17 protein-coding genes are annotated in these 19,778 nt (G+C 35.5%); 10 read left to right on the top strand and 7 right to left on the bottom strand.

Translation table 11 applies throughout. From position 1 onward, the window contains the following. The first annotated feature begins 188 nt into the window (after window positions 1–188). Window positions 189–1,736: an acyl-CoA dehydrogenase family protein gene (locus BFU36_RS12680; RefSeq protein WP_069284818.1), complete on the top strand. Its 1,548-nt coding sequence runs from the start codon at window positions 189–191 to the stop codon at window positions 1,734–1,736. On the opposite strand, the gene BFU36_RS12675 is transcribed toward BFU36_RS12680, so the two are convergent. From BFU36_RS12675 to BFU36_RS12665, 3 genes are all read right to left on the bottom strand, one after another. Continuing rightward, complete coding sequence (locus BFU36_RS12675) at window positions 1,733–2,407, bottom strand: SCP2 sterol-binding domain-containing protein (protein WP_069284361.1); 675 nt, start codon at window positions 2,405–2,407, stop codon at window positions 1,733–1,735. The two genes, BFU36_RS12680 and BFU36_RS12675, sit on opposite strands and share 4 nt — an antisense overlap. 139 nt (window positions 2,408–2,546) lie before the next feature. Further along, window positions 2,547–2,909 carry a Zn-ribbon domain-containing OB-fold protein gene (locus tag BFU36_RS12670; protein WP_069284360.1) on the bottom strand — a complete coding sequence of 121 codons (363 nt, stop codon included), beginning with the start codon at window positions 2,907–2,909 and terminating at the stop codon, window positions 2,547–2,549. Beyond that, a complete protein-coding gene (locus BFU36_RS12665; protein WP_069284816.1) occupies window positions 2,906–4,075 on the bottom strand; it encodes a thiolase family protein in 1,170 nt (389 codons plus the stop codon). Before BFU36_RS12665 ends, BFU36_RS12670 begins: the two co-directional genes overlap by 4 nt. 232 nt (window positions 4,076–4,307) lie before the next feature. Between BFU36_RS12665 and BFU36_RS12660 the strand changes: the two genes are divergently transcribed. Then, window positions 4,308–4,766, top strand: coding sequence for a MaoC/PaaZ C-terminal domain-containing protein (locus BFU36_RS12660; protein ID WP_069284359.1), 459 nt, complete (start codon window positions 4,308–4,310; stop codon window positions 4,764–4,766). A 64-nt stretch (window positions 4,767–4,830) separates the two neighbouring features. Then, window positions 4,831–6,522 carry a long-chain-fatty-acid--CoA ligase gene (locus tag BFU36_RS12655; protein ID WP_069284358.1) on the top strand — a complete coding sequence of 564 codons (1,692 nt, stop codon included), beginning with the start codon at window positions 4,831–4,833 and terminating at the stop codon, window positions 6,520–6,522. A gap of 1 nt (window position 6,523) precedes the next feature. Here BFU36_RS12655 and BFU36_RS12650 read toward each other — a convergent pair whose 3' ends face one another. Next, window positions 6,524–7,633, bottom strand: coding sequence for a mandelate racemase/muconate lactonizing enzyme family protein (locus BFU36_RS12650; protein WP_069284357.1), 1,110 nt, complete (start codon window positions 7,631–7,633; stop codon window positions 6,524–6,526). A gap of 192 nt (window positions 7,634–7,825) precedes the next feature. On the opposite strand from BFU36_RS12650, the gene BFU36_RS12645 reads away from it, so the two are divergent. Then, a complete protein-coding gene (locus BFU36_RS12645; RefSeq protein ID WP_069284356.1) occupies window positions 7,826–9,106 on the top strand; it encodes an MFS transporter in 1,281 nt (426 codons plus the stop codon). Here the strand turns inward: BFU36_RS12645 and BFU36_RS12640 are convergent. After that, window positions 9,103–9,963, bottom strand: a complete 861-nt coding sequence (locus tag BFU36_RS12640) for an amidohydrolase family protein (RefSeq protein WP_069284355.1) — start codon at window positions 9,961–9,963, stop codon at window positions 9,103–9,105. The genes BFU36_RS12645 and BFU36_RS12640 overlap by 4 nt on opposite strands. A 778-nt stretch (window positions 9,964–10,741) precedes the next feature. Here BFU36_RS12640 and BFU36_RS12635 point away from each other — a divergent pair. Both BFU36_RS12635 and BFU36_RS12630 read left to right on the top strand, forming a co-directional pair. After that, on the top strand, window positions 10,742–11,944 hold the full coding sequence (locus tag BFU36_RS12635; protein WP_231961159.1) for a thiolase family protein: 1,203 nt from the start codon (window positions 10,742–10,744) through the stop codon (window positions 11,942–11,944). Next, the gene (locus tag BFU36_RS12630; RefSeq protein WP_069284354.1) at window positions 11,944–12,300 is read left to right on the top strand and encodes a Zn-ribbon domain-containing OB-fold protein; all 357 of its coding nucleotides are present in this window, start codon (window positions 11,944–11,946) and stop codon (window positions 12,298–12,300) included. The genes BFU36_RS12635 and BFU36_RS12630 overlap by 1 nt, the downstream gene beginning before the upstream one ends. A gap of 48 nt (window positions 12,301–12,348) precedes the next feature. On the opposite strand, the gene BFU36_RS12625 is transcribed toward BFU36_RS12630, so the two are convergent. Together BFU36_RS12625 and BFU36_RS12620 are read right to left on the bottom strand one after the other, a co-directional pair. After that, the gene (locus BFU36_RS12625) at window positions 12,349–14,193 is read right to left on the bottom strand and encodes an AMP-binding protein (protein WP_069284353.1); all 1,845 of its coding nucleotides are present in this window, start codon (window positions 14,191–14,193) and stop codon (window positions 12,349–12,351) included. A gap of 69 nt (window positions 14,194–14,262) precedes the next feature. After that, entirely contained in the window at window positions 14,263–15,045 is a 783-nt protein-coding gene (locus tag BFU36_RS12620) for an acetoacetate decarboxylase family protein (protein WP_069284813.1), read from the bottom strand. 95 nt (window positions 15,046–15,140) lie between these two features. Between BFU36_RS12620 and BFU36_RS12615 the strand changes: the two genes are divergently transcribed. The 4 genes from BFU36_RS12615 to BFU36_RS12600 all read left to right on the top strand — a co-directional run bounded on the left by BFU36_RS12615 (window position 15,141) and on the right by BFU36_RS12600 (window position 19,716). Then, complete coding sequence (locus BFU36_RS12615) at window positions 15,141–16,541, top strand: hypothetical protein (RefSeq protein WP_069284352.1); 1,401 nt, start codon at window positions 15,141–15,143, stop codon at window positions 16,539–16,541. Between the two features lie 4 nt (window positions 16,542–16,545). After that, the gene (locus tag BFU36_RS12610; protein ID WP_069284812.1) at window positions 16,546–16,941 is read left to right on the top strand and encodes an SCP2 sterol-binding domain-containing protein; all 396 of its coding nucleotides are present in this window, start codon (window positions 16,546–16,548) and stop codon (window positions 16,939–16,941) included. 48 nt (window positions 16,942–16,989) lie between these two features. Then, window positions 16,990–18,537, top strand: a complete 1,548-nt coding sequence (locus BFU36_RS12605) for an acyl-CoA synthetase (protein WP_069284351.1) — start codon at window positions 16,990–16,992, stop codon at window positions 18,535–18,537. Between the two features lie 87 nt (window positions 18,538–18,624). Further along, complete coding sequence (locus tag BFU36_RS12600) at window positions 18,625–19,716, top strand: biotin/lipoate A/B protein ligase family protein (RefSeq protein ID WP_069284350.1); 1,092 nt, start codon at window positions 18,625–18,627, stop codon at window positions 19,714–19,716. The last annotated feature ends 62 nt before the right edge of the window (window positions 19,717–19,778 follow it).

Here is a 19,778-nt window from a genome sequence, read left to right as displayed (position 1 = left end):
TGTATGAATAGTTTATTTGATAGCAAAGGTTTTAATCGGTAGATGTATAGTTATTTTTTCATATAATTTATGAAATAGATATAAGAATATAGTGCTAATATTTAATGTGGGAATTAATGATTACATTCGAGTACTTCAGAATATAAGTTTATTAATGTTTCCTTCTTAAATTGATCTGTGAGTTAAAGTTGGTAGAAGCCTTACCGTGGTGGAAAGAAGAACATAAGAAATTAGCTGAAGAGGTAGAAAATTTTGTTGAAGAAAATAGGGGAAGAGCAGAGGAAGCATTATGGAGGAACGAATATCCCTTAGATCTACATAAGAAAGTTGTCGAAAAGGGATGGTGGGGTATTGTAATCCCTAAGGAGTATGGTGGAATGAATGGAGACTACACAAGTACGGCTATCCTTTCAGAGTATATAACCAACTTAGGCTCAGTGGGAGGAGTTTTCGCTACTACGCTCTTCGGGGGGTTATATCAGATTTTAAGGTTTGGAAATGAAGAGCAAAAGGCTAAGTGGTTACCTAAGTTCGCTAAAGGTGCTGTAGGGGCAGTATGTATTACGGAACCTTACGTGGGGAGTGATGCTGCTGGAGCAGAGACTGTAGCAGTCAAAGAGGGTGATAAGTACATATTAAATGGTAAGAAGAGATTTATAACTAACGCTGGTATGGCTGAGACATACGTTGTCTATGCTGTAACAGATCCTAGCCCTAAAGCAAGAAAATCTTACTCCCATCTCTCAGCCTTTATTTTAGAAAAAGGTATGAAAGGTTTTCATGTAGAAAAGATAAATGAACTTCAAGGGTTCGATGGATTATTAAACGGCTACTTAGATTTGGATCATGTTGAAGTCCCTGAGGAAAATAGGCTAAGCGAGGAGGGTCAAGGATGGTGGATCTTAGTTTCTGGGCTTAATTTCGAAAGGTTAGTAATAGGTGCTCAACAAGTTGGTTTATTAAGAGAATTAGCCAAATATGTTGCATTTTATACTAGGAGAAGGGTTCAATTTAATCAAACTACTTTTGAGTATGAAGCTAATCAATATAAGCTAGCGGATATATTAATTTCCTATAGGATAACCAGACTATTAACCTATTATACTGCCTATTTACTCGACCAAGGTATTGATCCAGTAATTGACGCAAATGTGTTAAAAGTATTTTCAACTGAGGCTGTTGAGAAAGCTTCTAGGGATGCTATCCAAGCTATGGGAGGGGATGGATGGACTAAGTTCTATCCAGTGGAAGGAATTTACAGGAACGCTAAGCTAGGAACTATAGGTGGAGGTACTAGTGAGGTTTTAAAGAGGTTTATAGTAAGATATTCTCTTACAGCATTGGCTGACGAGTTAAAGGCTCCGGTAAGACTCCCACATCCTGAGCTTAAAGTGCCAATAACCGTATCGGAAAAGTCTATAAATAAAGAGAAGTTACAAGGTGGAGAGGAAGGAGAAATGCAAGTCTTGAGAGTTTTAGCTAAGGATTACTTAGTTAATCCAGGTTTATTCATGGAGATTAGTGACATCAAGAGGTTTATTGAGTGTGATGATAAACAGTTAAATGAAGTCCTTAACTCCTTAGAGTCTAAGGGACTTGTGAAAATTATAAGGGATAGGGATAAAATTAGATTAGTTAAGGCTACATATGATGGTCTTAGGAAGGCATATCCTAGGGAATACTACATGTACTTCCCAAGGTGGGTTAAGGAAAAAATGGGTGAGTATTTATTTTAAAATATTTTATCTATTATTGTTTTTAACTTAAACGCTTGAATTAAATTCCCTTCTATTTTAGCTTCTCCATTCATTGCAATAGTTCCTACACTTTCCTCCCCGGTAAATATTTTATACCATACCTCTTTTTCAGCTGATATTATTGCATTAGGCTTAACCTTGCACCTACCTTCTAATACGTTAAACTTTCCTTCATTTATAATTAGGCAACACTCGTTATCTTGAAAATCGCTAAATTGAAATGAGGCATTAAAGTTCTTTATTTGTTTTATAATTTCATCATTTTTGTTACATATACCCTCAAAGACTGCCTTTAAGGTTTTACAGAGACCAGACTCAAATCCCAAGTTTATTGATTTAGAACTTAAGACGTTAACTAACTTCAATAAGTTACTTAACTTTCCACTAATGTATATCTTTCCTTCTAATAAAAGATCAACTAATGACTTTCTTCCTTCTAGAAATTCATTAAAACTGTTCTCATCTGTAATAATCTCATTATCTAGCTTGTCCATGCTATCTGAGAAACTTATTCTTGACTTTTCTACGATAATCCCAATAAAGTTGTCTCCAAACTTTATCCCTATTCTTATTCCCTTTTTAGGAATGTCTTCCAATAAGCTCACGTCTATATTTTCAAAGAGAGAATAGATTTTATTTTTTAGATCCATGTTAAGTTTACATATACTGAAGACTATAAATTTTGCTTAATCAAGGTTTATTTGTCTAAAGCTCTCACTATTTTTAAGACTTTTTCCACGTTACCATAAACTTTCCAGGAAATTAGATTGGAAGGATGAAAAAATTGGTTTATATTGTAAAGAAGGGGAATTTTTGATTTTTTACCACCTCTTTAAATATAACTTTTACTCTCTTATTAATATCAACTTCACTAGGATTATTGGCTATCACATTTGCGTAAATGGTGAAACCTTCATCAAGCTTTATTAAGCTTACGATGGTTATTTCCCCCTTCCCATCATTAAATTTAGTTTCCGAATATATTTCTCCTTCACCCTTACTCTCCATAACTGACAATCTATCTGATAAACACTTCGGGCAAATAGCTCTAGGGTAGTAAAATACGTATCCACAATTATTGCATTTAATGTATGGTAATTTCTCTTTGTTAAAGTAATCTAAATATGTTAGGATTATTTCATCTAATCTCACTTTCTCTCACCTATTATTAAAGTACTTGCGTGAGTATTCCATCCTCCTAAACCATTGATTAGGATATAGTCTGCTCCACCTACTTGGTGTCCCTTAGCTAGGTTGTTAAACTGTAAAAACGCCTCTTCAAGAATTATAATACCACTCATGTAAGCGGGTTGTCCCATATTTAGGCTTCCCCCACCAGTATTAACTGGAATATTACCCTTTATTGTCAGATCATTTTCTTCTACGAATTTACCTATTTTACCTTTTTCCGTTAATCCGAGATCTTCAAGCTCCGTCAAAACCATGATTGTAAAGGCGTCATAAATCTCAAACGCATCAATCTTATTTAAATTGAAATTTATCTTCTTCACACTTTCTATTGTTGGAGTATAAACTATGTCGATGTTCCTTTCAGCTACGAATTCTGGCCATATTGCATCTCCATAAGACAATACTTCTAAGGATCTCAACTGTGATGTACCTTTCCCAACTATAAAAGCTAGAAATCCATCGATAGGATAAGTTATTTCAAATAAATGAAGTGGAGAAGAAACTATTCTTGAATTTATTACATCCTTTACTGTTAAAGGTCCTCTGAATAAGGCTCTATCATTATAATTAGCGTTATATCTTTGTTGAACAGCTAATAACGCTCTTTGCTCATCAGTTGTACCAAATAGCTTAGAATGTCTTTTAGCTACCATAGCGTAGAACGATATTGGATCCATGTCCTTGTAAACTCTTATGAGCTCATCAAACGGGGTATTTCTCACTATGTTGTTCATTTCAACTTCAAGATAATCGTTGATCCCTCCCTCCCTCAGTTGCTTTTTCATGATAGTGCCCTTTCCACCTATAACGCATAAAACTCTATCAGCTTCACCGCTTTTTACGGCTTTATAAGCCCTATAGAACATTTCTATTGCCGATGCTCCACCATATTGTACCAAATCAACAAATCTAGGTTTTATCCCTAAATATTCGCTGATATAGTTTTCTGGGAAACCTATTGCGAGGGCACCATCGAAGATCCAAGGTAACCAGCTTGTGATTACACCGTCAATATCTTTTGGCTCTAACTTAGCCATATCCAAAGCTCCCTTTACAGCTTTAGCCATCAAGTCCATTGATGATCCCTCGTAAGATTTCTTATATTCACTTGAAAAACCCAATAACATATTTTTCACTATAAGTGTAACTATCGATTTCCTATAAAAGCTTTAGTATATAATTTATTTATGGACGTACATTGTCATGGATTAACGAATGATTTTATTAACATCATCAAGTTCTCCCATTAAGAGCAGTGGTAAAGATTATATTAAATTATTCTTAATTTATCGATTATTATTATATAAAAATCAGCTTGGGATAGAAAAGTTTATTAAACAACTTTTCTAACTTATGACTATGTCTTCCAATAAATCTCCGCCTCTAACTTTTGATGATTTCGAAATAGGGATGAAGTTCATTTCCCCCAGAATAACAGTTACAGATGCTCATATAGTACTTTTCGCTGGTTTAAGTGGTGATTTTAACCCGCTACATGTAGATGATATGTTCGCTAAGAAAACAATATTTGGAAGTAGAATTGCCCACGGACTATTAACCGTAACTTTACTTTCTGGGCATATGGGGATGTTAGTAGCGGGGACAGCTATGGCTTTCCTAGAAATGCATACTAAGTTCTTAAAACCTGTTAGAGTTGGTGATACTATTTATGGGGAAGCAGAGGTTGTTGATAAGAAGCCAGTTGAGAAGTATAATGGTGGTGTTGTCACTATAAAATCAAGGGTTAAGAATCAGAACGATGAAGTTGTGGTAGAATCGGAATCTAAACTTTTAGTTTCCAGAGTAAGAATATATTAATTAAATAAAATTTATGATTCTATTTATTATAAAACTTTTTAAACAGTCTAAGTCATAGTATATTATGATGGGCAAAATCTACGATTACCAGTTAACCATAGATAAGATTATAGAGTGGAGCTCCTATGCCTATCCAGATCAAGAGATAGTTTATGCCCCACCTAAGATACCAAAAGTGAGATTAACTTACTCTAAACTTAATGATAGAGCCAAGAGAATGGCTAGTGTCATTCAAAATGACTTTAAGATAAAAATTGGAGACAAGGATAATTTAGGTACAAGAATAGGAGTTATGGATTGGAATACCATTAGATTCCTAGAATTATATTACGCAATTCCAATGACTGGTGCTGTAATGCACACTGTTAATGTTAGATTATCACCAGAAGAGATGGCTTATACCATAAATTTAGCTGAAGACGAAATAATATTCACTAATGAAGATTTCATTCCCATACTATCCTCACTTCTGCCTAAACTTCCTACAGTTAAAAAAGTCGTAGTCATGAGTGATAAGAACGAGGATATTGATGTGAAATTACCTAATGTAGAAGTTTACGAATATGAAAAATTGATTAGAGAAGGTAATCCAAATTATATTCCCCCAGAGCTAAATGAAAATACGATAGCTACGATAGTCTTTACGTCTGGAACTACTGGATTACCTAAAGGTGCTTACTTTAGACATCGAGACATAGTCTTACATAGTATAGTAGTGAATGCAGGTGTGTGGACTGGTCCTCCCTTAAATCTTACAAGCAAGGACGTTTGGCTACAAATACCACCATTGTTTCACGTACATGGATGGGGAAGTCCCTATTCATCTTTATTGTTAGGAATGAAGTCCGTATACCCGGGAAGATATGATTGGAACCACATAATAAGGATAATTAAGGAAGAAGGCGTAACATATACTGCTGGAGTTCCAACAATGCTTTATTTAATCATAAATAGCCCAGAGATGGCTAACTATGACTTAAGAGGATTCAAGTTCATTGTAGCAGGTCAAGCAATACCGAGAGGATTGTATGAAGAAGCTAAGAGGAGAGGAATTCTAGTTTGTCAAGGAATGGGTATGACAGAAACTGCCCCACTGATGGGGGGACTAACTTTCAAGCCTAAGATGGAGAATTGGTCAGAAGAGAAGAAGGAAGAATATATATTATATAGAGCTGGAAGATCAGCTCCCTTTGTCTTTGTCAGAGTAGTAGATCCAGAAATGAATGACGTTCCAAAGGATGGAAAAACTATAGGTGAAATAGTTGTTAGAGCCCCATGGATGACTAGAGGCTACTACAAGGATCCTAAGAAAACTGAGGAGAGTTGGACTGAAGACGGATGGTTTCGCACTGGAGATTTAGCCATATGGGATGAGGAAGGGTATTTAGCTTATGTTGATAGAGTTAAGGATGTAATAAAGAGTGGTGGAGAATGGATACCTAGTACTAAGCTTGAGGACTTAATTTCTACTCACCCTGGAGTAGCAGAAGTTGCCGTCATCGCAGCAAAACATGAGAAGTGGGTAGAGAGACCCATAGCAATCATAACTCCTAAACAAGAATATAAGGGAAAGTTAACGGAGAATGATATAATACAACATTTAACTGGATTCGTAAATCAAGGCGTTATTCCCAAATGGTGGATTCCGGACAAGATAATAATATGGGAAGAAGGAGAACTTCCAAAGACCAGCACTGCAAAAATAGATAAAAAAGTCTTGAGGGATAGATTTTCAAACATTCTAGTCCAAAAATAATCTAAACAATAAAATTTTTAATTTTTTCTAGATCTAATTCTACACCTAATCCTCCTTTCTCAGGGACTTTCACGTATCCATTTTCAATGTTAATTTTGTCCTTGAAACCGAATTGAATAATTTCATCGAACCACCACGAAGGATCTAAAGGAGTTTCTAAATATGGTGTGAGATTTTCTGGTAAACTGGCGACTAAATGTAAGTTAGCTAACCAGCCTAAGCCTGGATCCCAAGCGTGAGGGAGAAACAAAAGATTATTGATTTGGCTAAGCAAGGCTATCTTTACACATTCATTGAAACCGTTGGAATAAATGGCATCTGCTTGAATTATATCTAATGCCTTATTATCAATAAATTGCTTAAATTTTGAAAAATTATATTCCAATTCATTGCCTGCTATTTTTATATTAGTGTTCCTTCTTAGCCAAGCATAGCCTTCTATATCGTCTTTGAAGAGAGGTTCCTCTAACCACTCAACCTCATACCTCTCTAATTCTTTAGCGACCTTTAAGGCATCATATCTGTTCCAAAATGGTGGAACAAATGACCAAGCTTGATTCGCATCAACTGCAATCTTTATTGAATTTCCAAATTCCCTCCTAATCTGTTTTATGATGTCAAAATCATCTTCTATTCTTGGTCTATGAAATCTAATTTTAACTAGGTCAATCCCTAACTCATAATATTTCTTCATTAAATTAATTAACTCATTGGATTTCATTAATCTACCTGTACTAGCGTATATTTTTACTTCTTTCCTGTTACCTCTGAACAATCTATATAGTGGTAGGTTCTCCTTTTTGGCTATTAAGTCCCATAACGCAACTTCTATCGGTCCAACTCTACCAAAAAACCAACTCCCCAACTCTAAGATTCTATCATTTGTTATGAAGTCCTCAATATCTAAGTTTTTTAGTGTAGGCATTAGTCCCTTAACTGCTACATCAGTCTGAGCCGTGAACTGAGTTGCAGAATATCCTTTAACGCCTTCTCCCTCAACTATTACTAGGGAAAACTCGAAGTGATTATTAATTGTAGGTTCCCATGAGAATTGTACTGGTTCCTTAAGTGGTAATTTTACTTTGTATATTTTAATATCATTTATTTTCATTATTAAATTCTTACTCGACTATAAGAATTAAACTTTTCTACTCTTCAAGTCTATTGATCCTCACACCTATCTGACTTCCTCCCTTCTATAAATGGCGAGGCTTCCCACACTTATGTGAAATTAATATGGTATACAAACTAACTATAAACTAGCAAACATTTTTATCTTTCCTTTAATCATACTATACTTAAGATGAGCTACTTTGACAAATTACCCAAGGGGGTTAAAATAAGATCATTTTTCGTATCCTCTGCAGGATTCTTCTTAGATGGATATGACTTGTCAGTTATATCTTTCGCAATATATTTCATTGAACACGAAATGGGTTTATCTTCAGTTGAAACTGGGTTAGTTACAGCTTCTTCCTTGATTGGAATGATTTTCGGGGCTATATTATTCGGCTGGTTATCTGATAAAGTAGGAAGGAGTAGAATAATGGGAATAGACCTAATTTTCTTCGCAGTATTTGGCATAACCTCAGCCTTATCTCAAAACTTCATTCAGCTCTTCATATCTAGGCTACTATTAGGTGTTGGAATTGGGGGAGACTACCCAGTAAGTAGTACTTTAATAGCTGAATTCTCACCTTCTATCAGTAGGGGGAGATACTTAACCGGTAGCGTTTCAATGTATTGGGTAGGGACATTAGTCTCTGCATTAATTACACTGCTCACATTACCTCTAGGTGCTTATTACTGGAGATGGGTTTTTCTCTTTGGAGCTTTAATTTCAATTCCCATAATCTTAATTAGAATAAGATTAATTGAATCACCAAGATGGCTAGTATCTAAAGGAGTACTTAAGGACAGTAATTTACCTAAACAAGAAGATGAAAATAAGGGAATTAAGGGATACCTTGATCTATTTAAGGGTAATGTATTACTAGTAACTCTTTTCGTATCCCTAGTCTGGTTCCTATTTGATGTAGCCTCATATGGAATAGGTCTGTATTATCCCTTAATACTGAGAGAATTCGCTTTTCCCTCAAACTATGAAGTTCTATATGGAACGATGGTCATAGGGATAGGAGCAATCATTGGCTATATAATAGCGGAGTTTCTAATAGATTCTTTAGGAAGAAGAGTTGTACTTCTATTCGGATTAGGAGCTATGTCCCTCCTACTGATCTTAGGAGGAATAGTAAAAATTTTCGGTTTTATTTTAGTTCCATACTTCATGACATTTGTAGCATTAGAACAGTGGGCTGGAGCAGTCACCTTATTTTATCCGACAGAATTGTTTCCCACTTCTGTTAGGTCTAGTGGGCAAGGTTTTGCTACGTCGATAAGTAGGATTGGGGCTGTGTTAGGAGTATTCTATTTTCCTATAATGGTAAAAGATCTAGGATTTTCAACTTCCCTTATCGTGTTCGGCATTACATGTGTCATAGCCTTTATATTCTCTATATTAATGGCGAAGGAAACTAAAAGAAAAACGTTGGAAGAAACTTCTGTAGGTCTTAAAAGATCTTAAGCTAGAGGTTTAAAGAAACTTTCAGGATTTATTTTGGCAATTTTTTCCTTTGCTTCCTCGGAAATAGAAATACTCAAGAACTCCATTAGGTTTTCCTTTAAACCCTTAACACCTATGTCGGGGAAGTCACTACCATAGAGGCATTTATCCTTTATCTCCTCAAGTCTAGGTATGTAATCTAGGATTCTTTTGGGCGGTATACTTGACAAATCCAGATAAATATTCCTTCTAATTCTAGCCAACTGAAATGCCGTATTTACCCATATAGGTCTTCCACTATGAGCTAATATGATTCTCAGTTTGGGAAAGTCTACTGAAACGTCGTCCGCAAATATGGGGTCACCATACTTATTTCTGGCAACTGGAAAATAACTAGTTCCAGTATGGACTATTATAGGTAAATTATGGTCTTGAGCGAACTCATATATAATTTCTAATTGTTTTAGACCACCTTCTTCAACCCTATAACTATTTGGTTTTACCCACATATGAGGAGGATGTATCTTGAAACCTGAAACTCCTGCCTCGTACTGTTTCTCTAGCCAATATTTAGTCTCCTTTTCTGATAAGTGGTTTGGTTGAACCCCTCCCACAATTGAGATTCTATCAGGGTATTTCTTGAAGAAATTAATAGCCCTTAGCACTATATCCTCATTAGATCCCCACATTTCTCTTGAAGGATATACTATGTTTACGACGTATTCTATGTTAGCCTCATCCATTTCTTTGATTATGTGATCGATGGAAACTAGTTGCCTGTCAACTGCGTTATTAGACATGTTATTTACTCTCCTTATCATTTCATCCGACATTATCTCTCTTACCCAAAGATGCACGTGAGAATCTATATAGCCCATAACGATTATTATAATAAAGTCATATTAAAAACTTTATAAGAAAATTGAAATACATTAATTAGATTTAAATTGATAAAGTTAAATATACTTCCGTTATATGGGTATGAAATCAGTTTAGGTCACTCATTGACGAATTTTCTTAAATTTAAATTCTCGTTACTAGGTTAGATTATACCTTTTATATACCTTCATAACTGAACTAAAAAATATGATGTCATTAGCAAAGCACGTTAGATGCTTAGATTACACTATTACACTTTCGACGAAATTGAAGGCAATAAAAGTTATGAAGCTAAATATTTTGTGTGTAAAATTAAAACTTCACCAAGTTCTTATCTATAAAACTAACATGTGAACATTAGTGTACTCCCATTATGTGTAGAAAATGGAGGAACGATACATTTTGCTTCCCATTGCTATCGTTACCCTTCCACTACGTCTGTAGACATATCTAACTTAATTTATACCTTTGTTCTTAAACTATAAAGTCGTATCTAGTTTTGCCGTTATTAGTTCAAAAAATCTTTAGAGAGTATTTTAATTTTGTAAGATATTTACCCTATCTATTTTAAAAATTTTAATAGAATTTTATGTTACACATATGTACGAAATGAATAATTATGAAACAATACTTTTTATCGTATAAAAGATTTTTAATAACCATTACTCGTCTAGGAATATAGTTTTTCACTAACATCATAATGAAAACTTATTGTTAATGAATTCAAGTAGTTCATAAACCTATAACGTCAGTAAGGAAAGTTTATATAGTTTATTAATGAAAGTAATTAATGAAACCATGGTAGATGCTAGTATTGTAGGATTTGGTTTCTATTACGAGAAGAAGGTTGAGGTACCTGCTGTAGAGCTATTCAAGAGGTCAATAATTGAAGCCATTAAAATGGCTAACATGGAAAAAGACGAAATAGATGGATTGGTTGTTACTGCAGTGCCAGGGACAATTGATAATTCACATGATACTGGAATATTCCTAATTAATAAGGTAGCTAGCAAGGTTGGAATAAACAAGCTTAATTACTTCGACTATGTGTATACTGGAGGTTCGTCAATAGTTGTAGGAACTTATAGGGCTTTTAAGGCTGTGGAAAGCGGTCTGGCTAATAACGTATTAGTTGTAGGAGGAGGAAAGGGAAATCTGCTCAAGAGAATACGAAGTTCGATGTTTGAGTCCACTATTAAAAATTACGTCAATGAAGGGGTTACATATTATGAGTTAACAATACCTACTATTGAGTTCTATCCAACGAGCGATTATGCGTTAATAGCTAATAGGTACATGAGGGAACATAATACAGACGATAGTGGTAGGGCAATGATAGCTGTAAAGCAAAGGGAGAACGCTAATCTAAACCCTAAAGCAATATATAGAGGGAAGTTAACATTGAAAGACGTGCTAGAGTCACCTATGGTAAGTTATCCTCTAAGGCTATTAGAAGTTACCAATCCAGTTGACGGGGCTTTAGCTATTTTGGTAAGTAAAAATGCTTCAAAGTCAAGTATATCCCCTATAAAGTTGATGGGATTTGGAGAGGCTACACTAACAATTCCATTAGCTGAAAGAGAAAATATATTAGATACTCCAGTTAAACATAGCGTGAGAAGGGCGTTAAACTCATTAAATTTAGATAAGATAGATTACTACGGAATATATGATGCCTATACTATAATGGTTCTTTTAGAGATAGAAGGGATAGGATTAGCTGATAATGGTAAAGGAGGGGAGTTCGTAATGGGAGATAGCTTCCTACCTACTTCATCTTATCCAATAAATACGAGTGGTGGAAGTCTAAATGTTGGACAAGTGGGATTCACCAGTGGTGGTGTAGTTTTAGCTGAGGCATTATATCAATTAGCTGGATTAGCTGAGAACAGACAAGTTAAGGATGCTAGAATTGCCTTAGTTAATACTTTAGGTGGGGTTTTTGATCATTCAGCAACAATAGTTTTGGGTGTTGAATAATGGATTACAAGCAATTAAATGATGAATACTATAACGTATTAAGATCAGGTGAAGTACCTATACTTTCTTGTAAGAATTGTGGATACAGTTTCACTAATCTTAGAACAACATGTCCGAAGTGTAGTAGTGATAAATTAAATGTTAGGGGAGCTAAAGAGGGTGTAGTATATTCCTACACGATAATAGAAAGAGGACTACCTTTTACAGCAGTGCTTCTATTAGTGGATATTAATGGAGTTAGAGTTAAAGCCAATTATCTAGGGGATCCAAAGAAGTTAAGGATCGGATTAAAGGTTAGATCAAAGTATGTCAAGCAAGAACTGATAGAGTCAATAGTATTTGAGCCGGCGGAGTAGTAGCAAATACAGTCTCTTCTCGATTAAAAAAGTTAAAAAAGACTGAAGCTATTCATTTTTTATAACTTCTTTCAGTTCGTTTATTACGTTCACATCATCTAAGGCTGAGATATCCCCTAATGGTTCGTCTACTAATAATGACCTTAATAATCTCCTCATAATCTTAGCGCTTTTAGTCTTAGGCAATCTTCTCACGAAGAAGATATCGTCTACAGAGAAGCCCCTCTCACTTAAGTATTTAACTACATCCTCCTTAGACATCACACTACCAGGCTTTAGTACTATGAAGGCTGATATCTTGTTCTTACCCTCTTTAGTGTATCCCACTACTGCAGCCTCTGCTATGTTAGGATTACTTACTAATATCCCTTCAATTTCCAACGTGCCTACTCTATTACCCCCAGTTACGATTATATCATCAGCTCTACCTAATACGTAAAGATAACCGTCTTCATCATAAAACCCATAATCTCCAGTATATACGTAGTTAGGGAATCTTGAAGTATATATTTTTATAAACCTCTCCATGTTAGGATCGTTCCATAATCTTCCCATTGCTGGGTTAAGCATGCTTAGTACAATATATCCCTTTTGATCAGGTGGCAATGGTTTTCCATCATCATCTACAACATTAACGCCGAAGAACTTAAGTCCAGCAGATCCAGGCTTATAGGGGATTTCCCCTAACCCAAATGGAGTTGAAGCTATTGGAAATCCATACTCTGTCATCCAATAGGAGTCAGCGATTATTACGTCAGGCATATTTTCTCTTAACCATTTCCAAGTACCCGGATTTAAGGGCTCACCGGTATTTAAAATGAGCCTCAACGAGCTTATATCTCCCCTTACTGACTCTTCCCCTAAACCCTTTAACATGTTGAGGAGTGTAGTAGGCATCCACACTAGATTAACGTTAAACCTCTCCACGATTTTAGCGAATAAATCTCTTCTATAACCTATGAACCCTTCAAATATGATACCAGTGAGTCTCTTTTGCGGAATGAAATGTATATTCCCACCCCACGTAAGCCATCCTAAATCTGAAATTATCCACACGGTATCTTCTCCTTCATGAAATCCAAAGACTGATTTAAGAGCCCATGTTGAGGCTACAATGTATGCTAAGGAAGCGTATATCCCTTTAGGCTTTCCTGTAGTTCCAGAAGTGTAAGCTATTATGAGTGGGTCGTTTGATTCTATTGGTTGAGGTTCAACATACACTTTACCCTTAGGGGAGTCATCTTCGTATATTACATCCCTATTCTTAACTACATCAAAGTCCGAATAACCTCTGCTTACTACGACTACTTTCTCCACTGTAGTCTTGTAGTCATTAAGGACTTTATCAACATAATCCTTAATTCTTATCTCATTTCCATTTCTAAATCCCTTCGATGCAGTTACTAATATTTTAGAGCCGCTATCGTTTAACCTTTCGGCAAAAGCTTGTGGTGATAGGCCTAAGTAATGCATTGCTATTACAGCACCTAGCCTATATATTGCTAGAGCGAAATATATTGCCTCAGGTATGTTAGGTAGTAAGAGGGAAACTGTGTCCCCTTTTTTCACCCCTAACTCTCTTAAGAAATAGCTAGCCCTATTTACCTCATAGAATAAGTCCCAATAGGTTATTGCCTTGGTTAAGCCGCTTTCGTTCATGTAATAAAAGGCTACCTTATTCTTATTATCCTCTAAGTTTAGGTCGATAGCGTTCCAACATATATTCGATAATCCTCCTATATACCATCTTATTTTAGGTGGAGAACCTTCAGCTACTTCCTTCGGTTCTTGAATCCATTTTATTATGTTTCTATTTTCCCACCAGAATTTTAGGGGATTTTGGTCTACTTCCTTTATTAACTTCCTAATTTTAGCTAATGAATATAACTCCATTATAACAATTGACACTTTAAAAACATATAAAGTTTACTATCGCTTTTAAGTATTATTAAAAGAAAAAAATCAAATATATTTATATACTACCTTCCCTGGCGGTAAAATCATGTCAAACTTTCCGAAGTATGCACTAACTGGCTCTGCTGGACCAAACTTGAAAATAGGATCAGTTAAGCTTTCCTCTACGAAGTTCAATACCAGTTTCCCAGTCCACAACTCCAATGAGTTATCACTAGTAGATGTTCTAGGCGTCATTTTCACCTCAACTTTCACTAACTCCGCTAACGGTTTAGATTCAGTATCTGCATTTGGTATTAACTTAAGAAGCAATGTAGGTGAGGAGCCTATTCCGGAAGCTTGTAATTCTTCCATCTTGGCTTGTCTCTCAATTCTCATTTGAGAACTTATTAGTTTCCTTCCAGCAGGTCTCTCTAAAATAGCCTCTACACTCTCACCTTGAATTTCTAATTTCATCTTTGCAAATTTCTTAGGAAAGCCCCAAATTTCCCTACCCGCAGTTAGGGCTGAATCATTGTCTACATAAATGTAGGAGACGAATAGATGTGGTTGGTTTTGGTAAAGTACTAATGGCGATATCACTACCTCATTATAAGAACCATATAAGCTAGAAAAGGGATAATAAGCTTGGAAATACATAAATAATGGCTTGTTATCACCTAACGTGACTAGATCTAGATTATCTGGCACAGTTTCACTTATACCATCTGGATTTCCTTTAAAAATTCCGAGTATAGCGTAAAAATCTCTATAATATGCTGGAGGCTTTAAATATATTGGCGCATGAGCAGGCATGGCGAATGCTTGGTTAACATTTAATTTACCCTTCATTAGTTTATCTTTCACTTATAGCTTAATAAACTTTAATCATGAATAGTTTGTAGTCTGATAAAGATTTAAAAATAAGTAGAATTAAAATAATCATAATGGTAACAGAGAAAGAAAGGGAACTATTGAGAAGAGTGTGGAACGAATCCCTTATGAAGCAATTAGCTCACGTGAGGAGTAGAAGGTTTGGATTAGGATATAGATATGACACTGGAGAATCTATAAGAAAGGGAAATTTGGTTGTAGAATATCCAAAGGGATTGTTAGAATTTAAGTCACAGAAAGAACCTATCCCGTTATCCGATGTAGAAAACGCGTTAATTATGTGGTCAGCTGCTGGACCTAATGGATTAATTTTGGCAGATTTAGGCGTTAATAATAACGTAGCTACTTTCATTTACGCTACTGGTAGGACTATTCCTGGTCCAGATAATGATCAAGGATTGGACTTGATATATATTGTTGATGATGGAGTTTACTACTATAGACCATCACAAGCATCAAAAATATATGAAATTGAAAGAGAAGATGATTTGGGTAAAATAGTTGATTGGTACAAAAATTATTCCATTAAATTAGCGAATGGAAGAACAGACTTAGCTGGTACAATGCCCTTCGCTATGGCCTTTAACAAAAACTTTAACGAGATAGGAAGCACGCTACTACTTCCAATTTATGATGCCTCTAGGGTGATAGTTAACATATTATTTCACTATTTTGAATATGAACGTGTACCAATAATAGATGATAATACTGGCCAATTAGCAGACCAAAATGGTGCTATGAAGAAGCTAATTGATAAAGGTTACTTAACCTCTCAAATCCCATTAACGATGGACCTCTTAGATAGGGCCATAGGGGCAGTTGCTGGTGTAGTTGTTGGAACTTCTGTCCAGAACATAAGATTGATGAGCGAAGCTATTGGCTTAGGAAGTTGGATCTTTGGAGGGATTTATGATTATAGTATAATGGGAGCTTTTTCGCCTCAATTCAGAGGATTGGAAGAGGCAGGTGCTGTAGTGTGCCAACCACCATCTAAGAGTAAGAGATTATGGCCATATAAGGTTGGTATAAGAAATGTTAAGATGAGTTTTTCCATTATAGAGGGTTGCAAAGATTCTCCATATAAAAGTGGGGAAGAACTAGTTAATGATTTCTTAAATATAAAGTACGGGAAATATAAGGAGCCAAATGGTTTAGAATATGATGGAATATGGAGCCAAAATAGAGACCCTAATCTAGTAGCTTGGAAAAGGGATATTTATGACATGCTTAGAAGAGATGAAAAGGTAAGAGTTAAAGAAGAGATAAAGGATGCCGTAGTATCCTTTATAGATTACTCAGTAGCAAAGTATGGAATGTTTCCTAGAGTAGATCCTATATGGATTCCAATGGCTGTTCAAGTTCACCATCTGGATGTAGATTTCTACAAGAAGTATTATAAGGAAGAAGTATTAACTGAAAACATCTTAAGGCATTTTGAAATTTGGCACAGGTGAAATGATGAAATTTCCAAGCCTAGAGTGGGCACAGAAACTATGCGCTGAAATAAATGGTATAAATATTGATGAGATAAAATCATGGAATTGGAACATACTATTTATATTAAAAAATGTACAAAATAGAAATATGAAATTCAAGGTTAATATAAAGGAGGGAAAATGCTTAGGAGTAGAAGAGGGAGAAAATCTGGACGCAGATTACGTAATTGAGGGAGAGTATAGTGTATGGAAGTCGATATTACTGGGTGAATTAGATTTAGCCGTAGCCTTACTATCCGGTAAACTAAAGCTCGTTAATGGAGATAAGCTAAACTTAATAAGACACATTAGGGCAGCTGTTAATATCGCAAGTATAGTCAGAGGCAGAGGTATAACTAACGATCTGGAGATACTCTAAAACTATTTGAACATAAGCTTTTTTAATTTTTTATCTAATTCTACTTTAATGAGATATGAAGAAGTGTTAAAAAGTTTTAGTTGGGATGATGTAAAAAAGTACTTTGGGCAGGATTTTAGGGATAAGCTAATAAGAGAAGGAGGAGAGGTTGGGGTACTTAGGGTAGATGATAAGTGGAACAAGCAGTCATTATCTTACTCTCAACTGAAGGATAAAGCTCAAAAACTGAGTTCCTTCCTTAGAAATGAGTTCAAGGTGAGTAAAGGAGACGTAATGGCTTGTCTAGCTGAGAAAAAGATTGAACAAGTAGTTTACCTAGTCTCAAGTTGGATGTTAGGGGCAATATTTGAACCATTATTTACAGCATTCGGACCATCTGCAATAGAAATGAGAATTAAAGATAAGAAACCCAAAGTAATATTAGTACAAGAGGATCAATACGATAAGATTAAAGACCTATTCGACAACATCATCACTTTTCCCGGAAGGAAAGAGAAGTCTGTGTCTTTTGATGAGGCAATATCTTACGATAAATTGAAGAGGGAGGAATGGGAGAAGATTTCATATAATGATCCCTCTGGCTTACAATATACTTCCGGTACAACTGGAAGACCAAAAGGGGCTTTGCAGAACTTCAGAACACTCTATAGTTTATACGTTTATATGAAGTACGGAATAGGTATAAGGGATGATGACGTGTTTTGGACTCCAGCAAGTCCAGGCTGGGCTTATGGTTTAGGAGTTGGAATAATATCACCAATAATATTTGGGAAACCAGTAATTTTCTTCGATAAACTATTCTCACCGGAGGATACTTTAAAATTCGCTGAGGACTTCAAGATTACAAATTTCGCATTTGTTCCTACAGCATATAGAATGATAATGGGGAAAGTAAGAGAGCCTAAGAAGTATAATTTGAGAATAACTAGAGCGAGTTCTGCAGGAGAACCCTTGAATCCTGAAGTGATAAGGTGGTTTAAGGAAAACTTTGGCTTTACTATTAAGGATCATTATGGTCAGACAGAGACTGGAATGATAGTATATAACGGTTGGGGGTATGAGGCTGATATAAAGCCCGGTAGTATGGGATTACCTGCTCCGGGATATGAAGTGACTGTTATTGATGGAGTTATTGCGGTAAACAAGAATACTGAAGGGTTCTATTTCTTAGGATATATAAATGATGAGGAGAGGACTAAAAGGGCATATAGAGGGGATTGGTACTTAACGGGGGATATGGCAGAAGTAGATAAGGATGGTTACTTCTGGTTTGTTGGAAGGGAAGATGAGGTGATTAAGGTTTCTGGCTATAGAGTAAGTCCTTTCGAGATAGAGAGTGTTCTAATCCAACATCCTGCAGTGATGGAAGCAGCTGTATTAGGAGTAGATGATCCAGTTAAGGGTAAAGTTATTAAGGCATTCATAGTTTTAAAGCCTTCATATAACCCCTCTGAAGATTTAGCCAATGATATTATAAACTTCGTAAGGGAGAAATACTCTAAGCATGCCTATCCTAGGGAGGTTAAGTTTGTTAATTCGTTACCCAAAACTGAAAGTGGGAAAATACAGAAATATAAACTGAGAGAAATGTTATAGTGCTGACTTCCTCCCCACCATAAAGGCTTGTCCTCCCTTTATCAAGATACATAACTATTTAAACTAAAAATTTATAATAGAAACGACATGAATATAAGGTTATTATATTTCGAAAAGGCTGATCCACAGATTTTTAATTTAGCTTCAATCATATCTTATGCCTATTCTATAGGCGAATTAGAGGAGTTATATCCCACGTTGATAGTGATGGAAGGTTTCAGTAGACCTTTCTCATATTTAGGTTATTACCAAGATGTTGATAGAGAAGTGAAAATTGAGAATTGCAAAAGGTATAACGTAGAGTTAGTAAGAAGATGGAAGTTAGGAATGGGAAACATTTTCATGGATAAGATAACCGGAGGATGGGCAATCATATTCCCGCAGAGAATGTTTAATAGCTCCACTGAAGCATATGACGTGTTAGTTGGCAAAGTATTTTTAAATGCGGTAAAGGAGTTAGGCGTAAAGGATGCTGAATACGTGAGTCCGAATGATATAAGGATTAAAGGAAAGAAGCTTTGTGGAACTGGAGTAAGTATTCTAAGTAATAAGAGGGAAGTCTTATTCTTCAACGGATTCACCAACCTTTGGCGACCAGATCCAGAATTGCCTTTCAAAGTTCTTAACATACCACCAGAAAAATTTGCAGATAAAGCTATTAAAAAGCCAGAAGAGTACTTCGCCTCAATAGATATAGATGGGATTTTAACGCCTAAGAGTGGCGATTTCAGAGAGTCTTTGACGAATGCGATAAAGAAAGTATTCGATGCAAAAATTGAGATAAGCGAACTTAATGATGAAGAGGAGAAGATCTGGAGTAAATATCTCAGTATACTGAAGTCTGAGGAGTTCATCTTTAGAAGATCGACTGGTAAGTTTATGGCTAAGAACAGTGTATATGATTATAGATTTGCCCAAAAGAAGTATAGAAAGTTGATTCAAGCATCAGTAGCTTTAAGTGGTAATGAGATTAAGGACGTTATGATCACAGGAGATTTCGGGCTAGTTCCTCCGGATCTTGATGAAGATATAACGAGAGAACTAATAGGTTTAAGATGTGATGAATTTAACGTTGCTAAAGATAAAGTCTTAAAACTGATGAAAGAAGGGTATGAAATAATAGGTGCTACACCAGAGGAATTCATTACACCAGTGTTCATGGCTTGTAAAGGAACATAAAATATCAAATTGTTTTAATCATTTTTGTAGAAATGTAGACAATTATTTAAGACTTTAAAGAG

The sequence above is a fragment of the Sulfolobus sp. A20 genome (assembly GCF_001719125.1).
Lineage (GTDB): Archaea > Thermoproteota > Thermoprotei_A > Sulfolobales > Sulfolobaceae > Saccharolobus.
This window is presented reverse-complemented; position numbering and strand designations above follow the sequence as displayed.